Source organism: Streptomyces clavifer (assembly GCF_036345975.1).
Classification (GTDB): domain Bacteria; phylum Actinomycetota; class Actinomycetes; order Streptomycetales; family Streptomycetaceae; genus Streptomyces; species Streptomyces clavifer.
On sequence record NZ_CP107793.1, the window covers coordinates 4,096,747 to 4,111,032 of the forward strand.

Below are 14,286 nucleotides of genomic sequence, written 5' to 3' on the forward strand. Positions count from 1 at the left end.
TTCCTTCGCGTGTACGGGTGCTGTGTGCTGCGACCTCAGCCTCGCACGGCCGCCGTGCGCCGTCGCGCGGCACGGCGTCCGCGGCTGGTGGCGGATGTGCGGACCTCAGGGGTCCTGGTCCGCTGCGCGGTGGAGCCGCGGGCCGCCGGTTCGGCGGCCAGGGCGAGCGGCAGGGCCGAGCCGGACGGGCCGGCGGTCGCGGCGTCGGGGTGCATCGGGACCTGATCTCCTCGTCAGGAGCCGTCGCCGGCGCGCAGGGTGTCCAGGTCGGCCTTGACGGTGTCGACCGGGATGGCGAATCCGAGGCCCACGCTGCCCGCCGCGGAGCTGCCGGATGCGCTGGACGAACTGGGCGAGTACATGGCCGAGTTGATGCCGATGATCTCGCCGTTCATGTTGATGAGCGCGCCGCCGGAGTTGCCGGGGTTGAGTGAGGCGTCGGTCTGGAGGGCCTTGTACGTGGTCTTGGACGTGCCGGTGTCGCCGTTGAACTGCTGTCCGCCGAACTCGAACGGCCAGTTGCCGGAGCCTTGTTGCTGCTGCTGTCCCTGACCGGAGCTGTCGTCGTCCTTGGCGACCGTCACATCGCGGTCCAGCGCCGAGACGATGCCGCTGGTGACGGTGCCGGTGAGGCCCTCGGGGGAGCCGATCGCCACGACCTGGTCACCGACCTCGACCGCCGAGGAGTCGCCGAGGGAGGCCGTCTTGAGACCGCTCGCGTCCTGGAGCTTGATCAGGGCCAGGTCCTTGTCGGGGTCGGTGCCGACGACGTCCGCGGTGTACGTCCTGCCGGTGCTCAGGGCCACCTCGATCTGCGAGGCCCCCGAGATCACGTGGTTGTTGGTGACGATCTCACCGTCCGAGGTGATGACGACGCCGGAGCCGGTGGCGTCACCCGCCGAGGACTTCGCGCTGATCTCCACGATCGCCGGGGCCACGGCCGCGGCCACACCGGAGACGGTGCCCGCGCTGCTCTGCGAGACGGTGGTGCCGCTGACGACGCCGCCGGAGGCGGAGCCGGCCGTGCCGCCGTCGGTGAGTTCGCCGAGGAGGGTGGCGGTGCCGCCGCCGACCGCCGCCGCGGCGATGGCCACGGCGGCCAGCAGGGCGAAGGGCCGCTTGACCCGGCGCTCCGGTGCGGGTGCCGGTGCGGGCTCGGGGGCGGGCCAGTCGGGGGCGCCGGCGTTCTGCTGTGCGGGTTCGTACGCCGGCGGCGGCGGGTAGGCCGCCTCGCCGTTGCCGTACGAGGGGTACATCGGGTACTCGCCGCTCGGGCGGTGGCTGTCGGTCATGTCTCCGAGAGTGGTCGGCGAACATGAGAAGCACCTGAGCGCGTCCTGAGAAGCCCGACAGAACCGTGTATGCCCCATATAAGGACGTACGGCTACCGTGCGGTGGCCGTCGGTTCCCCGCAGCCGCACGAGCGCCGCACCACCAGCGCGGACGGGAACTGCTTCAGCCGCTCGCGCCGCGACCCCGAGACCCGCAGCGAGTCGTCGAGGACGAGGTCCACGGCCGCCCGTGCCATCGCCGGCCGGTCCGAGAAGACCGTCGTGAGGGGCGGATCGGTGAGGCCCGCCTCCTTCACGTCGTCGAAGCCCGCGACCGCCAGCTCCTGGGGCACGTCGATCCGCAGCTCGCGCGCGGCCCGCAGCACCCCGATGGCCTGGTCGTCCGTCGAGCAGAAGATCGCCGGAGGCCTGTCCGGTCCCGACAGCAGCTTCAGGGCCACCTGGTAGGCGTCGTAGCGGTTGTACGGGGCGTGGAAGAGCCGGCCCTCCGTGGACCGTCCCGCCTCCTGCATCGCCCGGCGCCAGCCCTCGATGTGGTCGGCGACCGGGTCACCGACCACGGGGGTCGACTCCGTGCCGCCGAGGCACGCCACGTAGGCGTTCCCGTGCTCCAGGAGGTGGCGGGTGGCGAGCTGTGCGCCGCCGATGTCGTCCGTGACGACCGCGACGTCGTCGATCGCCTCGGGCCGTTCGTGCAGCAGGACGACCCGGGCGTCCCAGGCCTCTATCTCGGCCGCCGCCCGCTCGCTGGGTCCCTGGCTGACCAGGATCAGTCCGGAGACCCGCATGCCGAGGAAGGCCCGCAGGTAGTGGACCTCGCGCTCGTCGCGGTAGTCGGAGTTGCCGACGAGGACCATCTTCCCGCGCTCGGCGGCGGCCTGTTCGACCGCGTGCGCCATTTCCGCGAAGAAGGGCTGGCGTGCGTCCGGCACGATCATGCCTATGAGGTCGGTCCGCCGCGAGGCCATGGCCTGGGCCACCCGGTCGGGCCGGTAGCCCAGCTCCTTGATCGCGGCGAGTACCCGCTCGCGCGTGGCCGGGGCGACCGGCCTGGGTCCGTTGTTGATGACATAGCTGACGACCGCTGTCGAGGTCCCCGCCAGTCTCGCCACATCGTCCCGCGTCACCTTGGCCACGCGCGGCAGTCTACGCGGATCGACCTACCGCTTGGCAGGTGCGACCGGGGCTTCTTCCGTAATCCCCGCTTCCGCGGACTGCTCCGAACGGGTGACGGCCTCCTCGACGGGCTTCGGCGCCGCCTTGGCCTTGGCCTCCTCCGCCGCGCGCTCCACCTTCTCGGGGGTGACGAAGCGGTAGCCGACGTTGCGGACGGTCCCGATCAGCGACTCGTGTTCGGGCCCGAGCTTCGCGCGCAGCCGCCGTACGTGGACGTCGACCGTGCGTGTGCCGCCGAAGTAGTCGTAGCCCCAGACCTCCTGCAGGAGCTGGGCGCGGGTGAAGACCCGGCCGGGGTGCTGCGCGAGGTACTTGAGCAGTTCGAACTCCTTGAAGGTCAGGTCCAGGACCCGGCCCTTCAGCTTGGCGCTGTACGTCGCCTCGTCCACCGACAGGTCACCGTTGCGGATCTCCATGGGGGAGTCGTCGGCGGTGATCTGCTGACGGCCGGTGGCCAGCCGCAGCCGGGCCTCGACCTCGGCGGGGCCCGCGGTGTCCAGCAGGACGTCGTCGATGCCCCAGTCGGCGGTGACGGCCGCGAGGCCGCCCTCGGTCACGACGAGGATCAGCGGACAGCCGGGTCCGGTGGACCGCAGCAGCTGGCACAGCGAGCGCACCTGGGGGAGGTCGCGGCGGCCGTCGATGAGTATGACGTCGGCACCCGGGGTGTCGACGAGCGCGGGTCCCTCGGCGGGGGCGACCCGCACGCTGTGCAGCAGGAGGCCGAGGGCGGGGAGCACCTCCGTCGACGGTTGAAGGGCATTCGTCAGTAGCAGCAGTGAACTCATCGCCGCCCACCTGCCTGGGTCGTCGGTCGATCGTGCACGGTTCGCTCGCCCATTACGTCGGTCCTCCTCGTTCCCTGCGAGAGGGGCACTCCCGGGTCGGACCCGGGGGAGTATGCGGCACTGCTTCGTACTCCCGTACGACCGTCCGCCCTTGGCGGCCGTCATACGGTTTTTACTGCGCGGCCCCACTTCGGGGGGACCGCTGAGCTTGTTGAAACGTCGCCGTAACAACGCGCGGAAAGCACAAAAGGACCCGGGGGCTGCTTTGCCCGGATCCTCTTCACAGGAGAATAACCCACATGAGTTCTGTGTCCGAGGGTCGATTCCTGAGTTCTTTTGTTCCCTCGATCACGCCGATCCCCCGCCGGAGCACATTGCTGACCGGTGACGGGGTCCGTATCGAGGCGGTGTACACCCCGTGTACGGCAGGTTCGGCGGCCGTCGGGGGCACGCCGTCCGACGGCACGGCCGTCGTCCTCGCGCACGGCTTCACCGGCTCCGTCGACCGGCCGGCCGTCATGCGGGCGGCCGGGGTGTTCGCCCAGCGTGCGGCCGTGATCACGTTCTCGTTCCGGGGGCACGGGCGGTCCGGCGGGCGGTCCACGGTGGGCGATCGCGAGGTGCTGGACCTGGCCGCCGCGGTGGCCTGGGCGCGGTCGCTGGGGCACCGCCGCATCGTTACGGTCGGCTTCTCGATGGGCGGTTCCGTGGTGCTCCGGCACGCTGCTCTGTATACGGCGCCGGAGGCCGCGGAAACCGAGGAGAAGAATTACCCTGCGACGGCCGAACGGGTGGGCGGGCGCATGGGTGCACACGGGGGGCGCACGGGCATGCACACGGACGCGGTGGTCGCCGTCAGCGCACCGGCCCGCTGGTACTACCGGGGGACGGCCCCGATGCGGCGCCTGCACTGGGTGGTCACCCGGCCCGCCGGGCGGCTCGTCGGCCGGTACGGCTTCCGTACCCGCATCGAACGCGAGGACTGGGACCCGGTCCCGCTGTCCCCGGTCGAGGCCGTCCCGCTGATCGCGGCGCCCCTGCTGATCGTGCACGGCGACCGGGACCCGTACTTCCCGCTCGACCACCCGAGGATGCTGGCCGGGGCCGCGGGCGGCCGCGCCGAACTGTGGCTGGAGCGGGGGATGGGGCACGCCGAGAACGCGGCGGACGACGCCCTGCTGTCCCGCATCGCCGACTGGGCGGTGCCGGCGTGACTCATGATGGACAGCTGACGCACGACGAAAGGGGTGCCGCCATGGCAGCGGGGACGATCCGCTACTGGGCCGCGGCCAAGGCCGCCGCCGGGACCGCGGAGGAGCCGTACGCGGCGGCGACGCTGGCCGAGGCGCTCGCCGGGGTGCGCGAACGGCACCCCGGCGAGCTGACGCGCGTACTGAAGAGATGTTCGTTCCTGATCGACGGGAACCCCGTCGGGACCCGCGGCCATGAGACCGTACGGCTTGCCGAGGGCGGCACGGTCGAGGTGCTCCCGCCGTTCGCAGGAGGGTGAACCGGAGACCATGAGCAACAACGATCAGCAGTATCCGTACGACGACCAGGGGTACGGGCAGCAGCACGGCGGGGAGGGGCGGCAGCCGCACGGACAGCAGCAGCAGCCGCAGCCCTCGTACGGTGACCGCGCCCCGTACGACGCGTACGCCCCGTATGCCGCGGCCCCCGACGCCGCCGCCTGGCCGGCGGGCCCGCAGACGCCCCCCGGGGCCGGGTACGCGCAGCAGGGCCCGGGCGACCAGGGCGCGGCCCAGACGTGGCAGGGGCAGACCTGGGACACCCAGTACCAGCCGGCGGCCCAGCCGCAGGCCCCGCAGCACCGGGCCGCCCACCAGCAGGCCCCGGAGCACCAGGCCCCGGAGCACCGGGCCCCGCAGCACCAGGTCCCGCAGTACCGGGCCGAGCAGCCGCAGGCCCCGCAGCACCGGGCCGGCTATCACCAGGCCCCGGAGTACGGCGCATCCCCGTACCCCGACTCCGGTTCGTATCCGCTGCCGCCCGAGGCGCCGGCTGCTCCGGCCGCTCCGGCGGCCCCCGTCGCTCCCGTCGCGCCGGTGCCGGACTCCGGGTACAGCGCTCCCACCACGGTGGGCAACAGCAGGATCACCGACGCCCAGCGGGCCCGTGCCGAGGGGCGTTCGCCGATCATCGCGCCCGGGATGCAGCCTGCCGCGATCACAGCGGTCCTGAGCCTGCTCCTGGCGCTCGGTGCCGCGCTCGGGCAGTACGCCCTGGTCGTGCCGCTGGTGCTGCTCCAGGCCGTGACGGCCGCCGGCTGGTTCCGGCTCAACGGCATGTGGCCGGCCAGGCAGGGCATCGCCCTCGCCTTCGCCGGCGGCTTCGTCGCGGACGTCGTCCTGCTGGTGGCGGGCCGGGGCAACGCCCCGGCGGCCATCCTCGGCACGCTCGGCGTCTGGGTGCTGCTCACCGTCGTGCTGCAGCTGCGCAGCCACGCCGGGGCGGACGAGCGGCTGTACGGCCTGACGGCCACCGTCGCGTCCGCCGCCCTCGCCGTGCTGGCCGCCGGCCACCTGGCGGCGGTTCCGGACGCGGTGACGGTCGGGGGCATCGCGGTGGCGGTGGCCGTGCTCGTCCGGGCGCTTCCGCTGCCCGGAGCCGTCTCGGTCGTCCTGTCCCTGCTCGCCTCGGCGGGCGCCGGTGCCGCCGCGGGCGGCTTCACGGACTTCGGCACGCAGGCCGCGTTCCTCGGTCTCGCCGCCGGTGGCTGCGCGCTGATCGGTCTGCGGGTGGCGAGCTACGACTACCCGTCCCGCTTCGTGCACATGACGGCCGGAGTGGCTCTGCCGCTCACCGCCGCCGCCCCCGCCGTCTACCTGATCGGCCGGGCGATCGCCTGACGTCCCCCACCGTGCCTCATTCCCCTCCCTCGGGAGGGAACCGGCCGGGCCTCCCACTCGTCGATCACTCCGGGCGCGCCGCGCGGCGGCACTAGGCTCATGGGCACGAGAGGCCCGTCCGGCAGAAGTGGGGGAGTAACAGGCATGCGCGCACTGCGAATACTGCTGATCATCGCCGTGGTGCTGGGCGGTGTCTTCGTCGCCGTCGACCGTGCCGCGTTGCACTTCGCCGAGTCGGAGGCCGAGGGCCGGGTCGGCTTCGGCGGTGCCCGGGCCGGCTCGACCGACATCTCGATCAAGGGCTTCCCGTTCCTGACCCAGGTCGCCGGATCGGAGCTCGACCGGGTCGACGTGACGGTCAAGGGCGTCGAGGCGAGTGCGGCCGGCAAGTCGATCCGGATCAGTGAGATCCAGGCCCGGCTGCAGCAGGTGACGCTCGGTGCCGGCTACACGAGCGCGACGGCCTCCCGTGCCACCGGGACGGCCGTCATCTCGTACGCGGACCTCACCGAGGTCGCGGACGACGGGGCCACGGTCGCCTACGGCGGCAACGGCAAGGTCAAGGTCACCGGATCGGTGGAGATCCCGCTGCTGGGCGAGTCGGTCACGCGGAGCGTGCTCTCCACCGTCACCCTGGTCGACGGCAGCACCGTCAGGGTGCGCGCGGACGAGGTGCCGGGCGAGGGCATCCCCGGCCTGGAGGAACTGGTCCGCAAGAAGACCGACTTCCAGCGTGAGATCGGCGGACTGCCGGCCGGCCTGAAGCTGGAGAAGATCGAGGTGACTCCGGGCGGCCTGGAGATCTCGATGGCGGGCTCCGGTATCGAACTCGCCGGGTGACGGCGGGACTTGGCGCGGCGGTGGGCAGGACACCGCACGGCGGGCCGGGGCTCCGCGGAAGCGGACTGGGCAGTCGATCCAGATAATGAGACGAACCCGTCCGGCCTGTAGATGAGTGTGGGGCGCGGAGCCTCGGGCGGCCGGGTCCAGTAGGGCCCGACGCGGTCTCCGTCTCGCATTGCGGACGATCGCGTCTCATCATCCGACACGACGGTGACATCTCCGCCCGTACCTCCCTACGATCGGACACATGAAGCGACAGGCGGACCTCACGAAGCGGCGGGCAGTAGACCTGTGCCGCGTCGCCGCCATGCTCTGTCGCACCTTCTGAGCGGGACCCTCTCCCGTATTCCAGGCCCCTCGACGAAGTCGGGGCCGAACCCGTGCCGTCCGTACGCGTCCCGCTCCCAGCACCTGCGCGTACAACCCGCACCCCGCACCTCGCATCACCCCGCCGCAGACTGCCCCGGAGGAGAAACACATGAGCCGCGCAGACGTACTGGTCGACGCCGACTGGGTCGAGGCCCACATCGACGACGCGCAGGTCGCCATCGTCGAGGTCGACGAGGACACCTCGGCGTACGAGAAGAACCACATCAAGAACGCGATCCGGATCGACTGGACCAAGGACCTCCAGGACCCGGTCCGTCGTGACTTCATCGACCAGGCCGGCTTCGAGAAGCTCCTGTCCGACAAGGGCATCGGGAACGACACCACGGTCGTCCTCTACGGCGGCAACAACAACTGGTTCGCCTCCTACGCGTTCTGGTACTTCAAGCTCTACGGCCACCAGGACGTCCGCCTGCTCGACGGCGGCCGCAAGAAGTGGGAGCTCGACTCCCGTGACCTGGTGGACGGCGACCAGATCCCGTCCCGCCCGGCCACCGCGTACAAGGCCCAGCCGCAGGACGCGTCCATCCGCGCCTTCCGTGATGACGTCGTCGCCGCGATCGGCAACCAGAACATCGTCGACGTGCGGTCGCCCGACGAGTTCAGCGGCAAGCTGCTCGCCCCGGCGCACCTCCCGCAGGAGCAGTCGCAGCGCCCCGGCCACGTGCCGAGCTCGCGCAACATCCCGTGGTCGAAGAACGCCAACGACGACGGCACCTTCAAGTCGGACGACGAGCTCAAGGCCCTCTACGAGGACGAGCAGGTCGACCTGTCGAAGGACACCATCGCGCTCTGCCGCATCGGTGAGCGTTCGGCCCTGACCTGGTTCGTGCTGCACGAGCTGCTCGGCGTCGACAACGTCAGGAACTACGACGGTTCGTGGACCGAGTACGGCTCCCTCGTGGGCGTGCCGATCGAGCTCGGCGCCAACAAGTAACTCCGTACGACCCGATCAGCACGACCCGATCAGCAGGACCCCGACCATAAGGACAGAACCATGTGTGGAGCACAGGCCGGCGGCCCCGACGCTTCGACGATCAAGCCGGGCGAGACGACCATCCAGGGCAGTGTGACCCGCGACGGCGAGCCCGTCACGGGCTACGTCCGCCTGCTCGACTCGACCGGTGAGTTCACCGCCGAGGTCCCGACCTCGGCGACCGGACAGTTCCGCTTCTACGCGGCCGAGGGGACCTGGACGCTCCGCGCCCTGGTCCCGGGCGGCACCGCCGACCGCACGGTCGTGGCACAGACCGGTGGTCTCGCCGAGGTCGCCATCGCCGTGTAGTTTCTGCGCAGATACGGCCGGAGGGCCGCACCCCAGGGGGTTGGACGCCACCTGAGCAGGGGTGCGGCCCTTCGCGCCGTTCCCACCGGCATCCCGGGCGGTCCGGTCCTACCCTGGGGGTATGTACGCCCGGCGCAGGCGCGTCTACTTCCTCATGATGGGCGGATGCCTCGTACTCTTCGTCTCCGCCTGGGCCTTCGTGCGCCTCTGGTCGATGCCGGCGGCGGTGGCCATGTGCGTGGTCGCCATGGTCATCCCGCCCGTCGCGGCGATGGTCGCCAACCGGCGGGGGCCGGAGGACCGCTGGTGGGACGATCCCTCCGGCGACCCGAAGTCGGACGAGTGGTGGGACGAGCTCGACGGCAGGAAGCACCGTCGGTAGGACCGCTCCGGACCCCGCTCGCGGGCGGGGGTCAGTAGACGAGGGCCTGGGTCCCGTCCGTCATGGCCTCCTGCACGAACACCTGGGCACCGGCGATCCGCACGCCGTCCAGTACGTCCTTCTCCGAGATGTCGCGCCGTGCCGCACACTGCGTGCAGAGCGTGATCCGGCCGCCCGCCAGGATCGACTCGATCAGGTCGGGCAGCGGCGCCGAGTGCGGCAGTTCGAATGCGGCGGCACGCCCCGGCAGCGCGAACCAGGCGGATTCGCCGGTCAGCCAGAGCGAGACCTCGACCCCACTGGCCACGGCCACGGCCGCCACGGTGAAGGCCTGGGAGCAGCGCTCGGGAGAATCGGCCCCGGCGGTCACCTTGATCACGAGCTTCTTCGACATGTACCGCACTGTAATCGCCGGACGAACGGCCTCCCCGTGGTGCGGCGGTGCCGGTCCCCGGGGACGACGGGGCCGCCGTGCCGACCGGGCCCGGGGAAACCCCGGGCCCGCGTGCGGGGGCGCCACCCATTAGGCTGGGGCCCGGCCCTGTACTGCCGTCATGTCGTTCGTCCCGAGGAGCACCCGTGCTTGAGGCATTCTTCTCCGCCCTGCTGATCCTGGTCTGCGTCGGTGTGCTCGCCTTCGCCGCCGTGGCCGTGAAGAAGCTGTACCAGGGCCAGCGCTGACCCTCGCCGAACTCCCTGCCCGCACACCCTCACAGATCGTCTGAGCCGTTCATGATCGAGATTCCGTCCGACCTCCACCCGGACCTCGTGCCGCTGGCCTTCCTCCTCGGCAACTGGGCGGGTGCGGGCGTCTCCGACTTCCCCGGCGCCGAGAAGTGCAACTTCGGCCAGGAGGTCACCTTCAGCCACGACGGCCGGGACTTCCTCGAGTACGTCTCGCACTCCTGGGTGCTGGACGCCGAGGGCAACCAGGTCAAGCCGCTGGAGAGCGAGTCCGGCTACTGGCGCATCGACAAGGACCGCAAGGTCGAGATCGTCATGGTCCGTGACCAGGGCATCGTCGAGGTCTGGTACGGCGACCTGGCGAAGCAGAAGCCGCAGATCGACGTGGTCACCGACGCGGTGGCGCGCACCGCGGCCTCCGGCCCGTACAGCGGGGGCAAGCGCCTCTACGGCTACGTGAACAGCGACCTGATGTGGGTCGGCGAGAAGGCCACCCCCGACGTCGAGCTGCGGCCGTACATGTCGGCGCACCTCAAGAAGGTCGTCACCCCCGAAGAGGTCGCCGAGATGGCGAAGAGCCTCGGTGACATGCCGGACGACGGCATCGCGTTCTTCAAGTAGGCCGTCCGCTCCGTGCCGTCCGGGCTCCCTGCCGGACGGCCCGGAGGAGCCGGCCCCCGCCGCGGCACCTGCGCCGTGCTCGCTCCGCCCTACACTGGGCGGTGTGGTGAGCACCGACTGGAAGACCGATCTTCGGCAGCGCGGCTACCGGCTGACGCCTCAGCGCCAGCTTGTCCTGGAGGCCGTCGACACCCTGGAGCACGCGACGCCCGACGACATCCTCTGCGAGGTCCGCAGGACCGCGTCGGGGGTGAACATCTCCACCGTCTACCGGACCCTGGAGCTCCTCGAGGAGCTCGGGCTCGTCAGCCACGCCCACCTGGGGCACGGCGCCCCGACGTACCACCTGGCCGACCGCCACCACCACATCCACCTCGTCTGCCGCGACTGCACGAACGTCATCGAGGCGGACGTCGACATGGTCGCCGACTTCACGGAGAAGCTGCGCGGTGCGTTCGGCTTCGAGACCGACATGAAGCACTTCGCGATCTTCGGCCGCTGCGCCGACTGCACGGCGAAGGCCGCGGAGGCCGGTCCGGACCGGGCAGCCGGGAGCAAGGGCTAGACCGAGTCGTACGCTGGTCGCATGAAGAGCCCCTTGCTGTCCCTGCCCGGCGCCGTCCCCGCCGAAGGGCGCGACGAAGGCGTCGCCGCGCACTACGGCGACCTGTTCCGTGAGCAGCGCGCACTCGCCGACGGCACCGGCCTCGTCGACCTCTCGCACCGCGGCGTCGTCGCGGTCACCGGCGACGACCGGCTGGCCTGGCTGCACCTCCTGCTCACCCAGCACGTCAGCGACCTGGCGCCGAACCGGGCGACCGAGGCGCTGATCCTCTCCGCCAACGGGCACATCGAGCACGCCCTCTATCTGGTCGACGACGGCACGACGGTGTGGATGCACGTCGAGCCGGAGACCCAGGGCGAGCTGATCGCCTACCTGGAGTCGATGAAGTTCTTCTACCGCGTCGAGGTCGCCGACCGTACGGAGGACTTCGCCGTCGTCCACCTGCCGGCCGGTTCCATCGCCGAGGTACCGGACGGCGTCGCCGTACGGGAGACGGCGCACGGCCGTGATCTCTTCCTGCCCCGTGCGGACCTGGAGGCGTACGCCGCCGGGCACGGCCCGGCGGCAGGCATCCTGGCGTACGAGGCGCTGCGCGTCGAGGCGCACCGCCCGCGCCTCGGCTTCGAGACCGACCACCGCACCATCCCGCACGAGCTGGGCTGGATCGGCACCGCGGTCCATCTCCAGAAGGGCTGCTACCGGGGGCAGGAGACGGTCGCCCGGGTCCACAACCTGGGGAAGCCGCCGCGCCGGCTCGTCTTCCTCCACCTGGACGGCAGCGAGGTCCACCTGCCCGGCCACGGCACGCCGGTACGGCTCGCCGCGGACGGGCAGGAGGGCCGCCAGCTCGGCTTCATCACCACGTCGGCCCGCCATCACGAGCTGGGCCCGATCGCCCTGGCGCTCGTGAAGCGGAACGTGGCCGTGGACGCGGAGCTGATCGCCGGGGACACGGCGGCGGCCCAGGAGACAGTGGTCGAGCCGTAGACGGCGTCGCTCCCGCGCGCGGATCCGGAGCGGTTCGCTCCGGGCCGTGCCGGGCCGCGGTCCGGAGCCGCTCACACCAGCGGGCCCGGATCCCCTACGTGCGCCCGTCCACCCGGACCGGGCGCCCGGCTATACCTCGATCAGTACGGTGAACGGGCCGTGGTTCGTGAGCGAGACACGCATGTCCGCCCCGAACCGGCCCGTTCCCACCTGCGCGCCGAGCGCCCGCAGTTGTGCCACGACCTCGTCGACCAGCGGCTCGGCCACGTCGCCCGGCGCGGCGGCGTTCCAGGTGGGCCTGCGGCCCTTCCTGGCGTCCCCGTAGAGAGTGAACTGCGAAATGACCAAAAGTGGTGCATTCACGTCCGAGCAGGACTTCTCACCCTCGAGGATCCGCAGGGTCCACAGCTTGCGGGCGAGCTGCGCCGCCTTCTCCGCCGTGTCGCCGTGAGTGACCCCCACCAGCACACACAGCCCTTCGCCGACGATCTCGCCGACGATTCCGGTCCCCGGAGCATCGTCCGCGGCGCCTGCCACGGTGACGCTCGCGCCGTCCACTCTCTGTATCACTGCACGCATACAGACCAACCTATCTTGGGCTGAACGGGTACAGAGCACCTGCGTGAACACCGTGCGTAGTGGCACCATGCACGATGTCGGTGTGCCGACGCACCGGTCGAGGGGACGGAACATCATGACTACACATGGAACCGGGCCATCACCCGGCGCCGTACCGGTGACACGTACGCCCGGCGCGCCGCGACCGCCCGTGCAGCGGACCGGTGCCTCACCGCAGGGTCCGCAGCCCGCGCCGCTGCCGGGAGCGCTGTCCGGCCCGCTGTCCGTGCCGGGGCAGACGGGCAACGCCGGGGCCGGGGAAGCGTTGGCCGCGGTGCGTCCGCAGGCCGGATTCCGCGGACTGCGGCTGCCGGAGCTGCGCACACGGCGCCGTGACGCGCAACGCGACGAGGCCGACCTCAGCTACGTGCGCCGCCTGGTGCAGGGCCGGATCGACATCCTGCGGGCCGAGCTCGCGGGCCGCGCGGCCCCGGACTCCCCGGTGGTGGACCGGCTCTCGGAGATCCTCGCCGACACTCCCTCCGTCCACCGCTCCTCGGCGCGGCACGTCACCCTCACCACGCCGCGCAGCGACGAGTACCGGCAGCTGGCCGCGGACACGCTCGCCGAGGTCGAGCTCTCGGACCTCGACGCCCGGACGGACGAGGAGCTTCTGACGGCCATGGGGCGGCTGGTGCGCTACGAGCGGCAGGTCTCCCGGCGCCGTCACCGGCTCCAGCGGACCGTGGACGATTGCAGTGCGGAGATCGCCCGCAGGTACCGTGACGGGGAAGCACAAGTAGACGACCTGCTCACCTGAAGCGATCCTTCCGGGGGCGGGTTCCGCCCGTCCCCGGAAGGCCGCCGCCATGACCTCCATATCCCCCTCCGCGTCCCCCGCGCACCCGGTCCTGGCCGAGGTCGTGCGGTCCGGCTTCACCGAGGGCCACCACCGGGGGTCGCTGGTCGTCCTGGCCGCCGACGGGAGCGTGGAGTACGCGCTCGGCGACCCCGCGGCCCCGGTCTTCCCCCGCTCGTCCAACAAGCCGATGCAGGCCGCGGCGGTGCTGCGGGCCGGGCTGGACCTCTCGGGGGAGCGGCTGGCCCTGGCCGCCGCGAGCCACTCCGGGGAGGGCTTCCACCTCGACCTCGTCCGCACGATGCTCGCCGAGCACGGACTGGGGCCGGACGACCTGCAGACCCCGCCGGACCTCCCGCTGGACCCGGTGGAGGCGGAGTCGTACCTCGCCGCGGGGCGGGTGCGGGAACCGCTCACCATGAACTGCTCGGGCAAGCACGCGGCGATGCTCGCCGTCTGCCTGCACAACGGCTGGGACACGGCGACGTACCTCGACCCGGCGCACCCCTTGCAGCAGCTGGTCGGCCAGGTGGTCGCGGAGGCGGCGGGCGAGCCGGTCGCGGCGGTCGGCACGGACGGCTGCGGGGCCCCGCTGATGGCGATCGGGCTGGTGGGACTTGCCCGCGCGTTCCGTACGTTCGTGCTGGCGGAGCCGGGCTCCGCGGAGCGCCGGGTCGCGGACGCGATGCGGGCGCACCCGGAGTACGTGGCGGGCACGCGGCGCCCGGACACCTGGCTGATGCGGGAAGTGCCGGGCACGCTCTCCAAGATGGGCGCGGAAGCCGTGCAGGCGGTGGCGCTGGCGGACGGCAGGGCACTGGCCTTCAAGATCGACGACGGCTCGACGCGGGCGCTGGGCCCGGTGCTGGCCCGCGCGCTGGCACTCCTGGGAGTCGACGCACCGGTGGTGTCCCGGATCGGCCGGGCACCGCTGCTGGGCGGCGCGGCCGAGGTCGGCGCGATCCGCGCGGCGTTCTGACCGGGCCCGG

At 71.8% G+C, this 14,286-nt stretch carries 19 protein-coding genes; 13 read left to right on the forward strand and 6 right to left on the reverse strand.

Going from position 1 to position 14,286, the window contains the following annotated elements; all coding sequences use genetic code 11:
* Positions 1–35: 35 nt before the first annotated feature.
* From OG927_RS17735 to OG927_RS17750, 4 genes are all read right to left on the reverse strand, one after another.
* A complete protein-coding gene (locus tag OG927_RS17735) occupies positions 36–215 on the reverse strand; it encodes a hypothetical protein (RefSeq protein WP_209470040.1) in 180 nt (59 codons plus the stop codon).
* Positions 216–233: 18 nt separating this feature from the next.
* On the reverse strand, positions 234–1,292 hold the full coding sequence (locus OG927_RS17740) for a S1C family serine protease (RefSeq protein WP_330320434.1): 1,059 nt from the start codon (positions 1,290–1,292) through the stop codon (positions 234–236).
* A gap of 92 nt (positions 1,293–1,384) precedes the next feature.
* Complete coding sequence (locus OG927_RS17745; protein WP_209470038.1) at positions 1,385–2,428, reverse strand: LacI family DNA-binding transcriptional regulator; 1,044 nt, start codon at positions 2,426–2,428, stop codon at positions 1,385–1,387.
* Between the two features lie 24 nt (positions 2,429–2,452).
* On the reverse strand, positions 2,453–3,256 hold the full coding sequence (locus OG927_RS17750) for a response regulator transcription factor (RefSeq protein ID WP_056797537.1): 804 nt from the start codon (positions 3,254–3,256) through the stop codon (positions 2,453–2,455).
* Between the two features lie 299 nt (positions 3,257–3,555).
* Between OG927_RS17750 and OG927_RS17755 the strand changes: the two genes are divergently transcribed.
* From OG927_RS17755 to OG927_RS17785, 8 genes are all read left to right on the forward strand, one after another.
* Complete coding sequence (locus OG927_RS17755) at positions 3,556–4,470, forward strand: alpha/beta hydrolase (RefSeq protein WP_330320435.1); 915 nt, start codon at positions 3,556–3,558, stop codon at positions 4,468–4,470.
* Positions 4,471–4,511: 41 nt separating this feature from the next.
* Positions 4,512–4,766: a MoaD/ThiS family protein gene (locus OG927_RS17760; RefSeq protein ID WP_124281523.1), complete on the forward strand. Its 255-nt coding sequence runs from the start codon at positions 4,512–4,514 to the stop codon at positions 4,764–4,766.
* Between the two features lie 10 nt (positions 4,767–4,776).
* On the forward strand, positions 4,777–6,126 hold the full coding sequence (locus OG927_RS17765; protein ID WP_330320436.1) for a hypothetical protein: 1,350 nt from the start codon (positions 4,777–4,779) through the stop codon (positions 6,124–6,126).
* 144 nt (positions 6,127–6,270) lie between these two features.
* Complete coding sequence (locus OG927_RS17770; RefSeq protein WP_056797524.1) at positions 6,271–6,966, forward strand: LmeA family phospholipid-binding protein; 696 nt, start codon at positions 6,271–6,273, stop codon at positions 6,964–6,966.
* Positions 6,967–7,216: 250 nt separating this feature from the next.
* Positions 7,217–7,297, forward strand: coding sequence for a putative leader peptide (locus OG927_RS36005; protein WP_350310325.1), 81 nt, complete (start codon positions 7,217–7,219; stop codon positions 7,295–7,297).
* Between the two features lie 150 nt (positions 7,298–7,447).
* Positions 7,448–8,293, forward strand: a complete 846-nt coding sequence (locus OG927_RS17775) for a sulfurtransferase (protein ID WP_330320437.1) — start codon at positions 7,448–7,450, stop codon at positions 8,291–8,293.
* A 60-nt stretch (positions 8,294–8,353) separates the two neighbouring features.
* Entirely contained in the window at positions 8,354–8,641 is a 288-nt protein-coding gene (locus OG927_RS17780; protein ID WP_014154938.1) for a DUF1416 domain-containing protein, read from the forward strand.
* 121 nt (positions 8,642–8,762) lie between these two features.
* Positions 8,763–9,023, forward strand: coding sequence for a DUF3099 domain-containing protein (locus tag OG927_RS17785; RefSeq protein WP_056797518.1), 261 nt, complete (start codon positions 8,763–8,765; stop codon positions 9,021–9,023).
* 31 nt (positions 9,024–9,054) lie between these two features.
* On the opposite strand, the gene OG927_RS17790 is transcribed toward OG927_RS17785, so the two are convergent.
* Positions 9,055–9,417, reverse strand: coding sequence for a DsrE family protein (locus OG927_RS17790; RefSeq protein WP_319102622.1), 363 nt, complete (start codon positions 9,415–9,417; stop codon positions 9,055–9,057).
* A gap of 338 nt (positions 9,418–9,755) precedes the next feature.
* Here OG927_RS17790 and OG927_RS17795 point away from each other — a divergent pair, with 338 nt between their 5' ends.
* From OG927_RS17795 to ygfZ, 3 genes are all read left to right on the forward strand, one after another.
* On the forward strand, positions 9,756–10,328 hold the full coding sequence (locus OG927_RS17795; protein WP_056797511.1) for an FABP family protein: 573 nt from the start codon (positions 9,756–9,758) through the stop codon (positions 10,326–10,328).
* Positions 10,329–10,431: 103 nt separating this feature from the next.
* Positions 10,432–10,893, forward strand: a complete 462-nt coding sequence (locus OG927_RS17800; RefSeq protein WP_056797498.1) for a Fur family transcriptional regulator — start codon at positions 10,432–10,434, stop codon at positions 10,891–10,893.
* Between the two features lie 21 nt (positions 10,894–10,914).
* The gene (gene ygfZ / locus OG927_RS17805) at positions 10,915–11,880 is read left to right on the forward strand and encodes a CAF17-like 4Fe-4S cluster assembly/insertion protein YgfZ (protein ID WP_056797496.1); all 966 of its coding nucleotides are present in this window, start codon (positions 10,915–10,917) and stop codon (positions 11,878–11,880) included.
* 129 nt (positions 11,881–12,009) lie between these two features.
* Here ygfZ and dtd read toward each other — a convergent pair whose 3' ends face one another.
* Positions 12,010–12,459 carry a D-aminoacyl-tRNA deacylase gene (gene dtd / locus OG927_RS17810; protein WP_056797493.1) on the reverse strand — a complete coding sequence of 150 codons (450 nt, stop codon included), beginning with the start codon at positions 12,457–12,459 and terminating at the stop codon, positions 12,010–12,012.
* 115 nt (positions 12,460–12,574) lie between these two features.
* Between dtd and OG927_RS17815 the strand changes: the two genes are divergently transcribed.
* Entirely contained in the window at positions 12,575–13,258 is a 684-nt protein-coding gene (locus tag OG927_RS17815; protein WP_124281520.1) for an RsiG family protein, read from the forward strand.
* Between the two features lie 49 nt (positions 13,259–13,307).
* Positions 13,308–14,276, forward strand: a complete 969-nt coding sequence (locus OG927_RS17820) for an asparaginase (protein ID WP_330320438.1) — start codon at positions 13,308–13,310, stop codon at positions 14,274–14,276.
* The last annotated feature ends 10 nt before the right edge of the window (positions 14,277–14,286 follow it).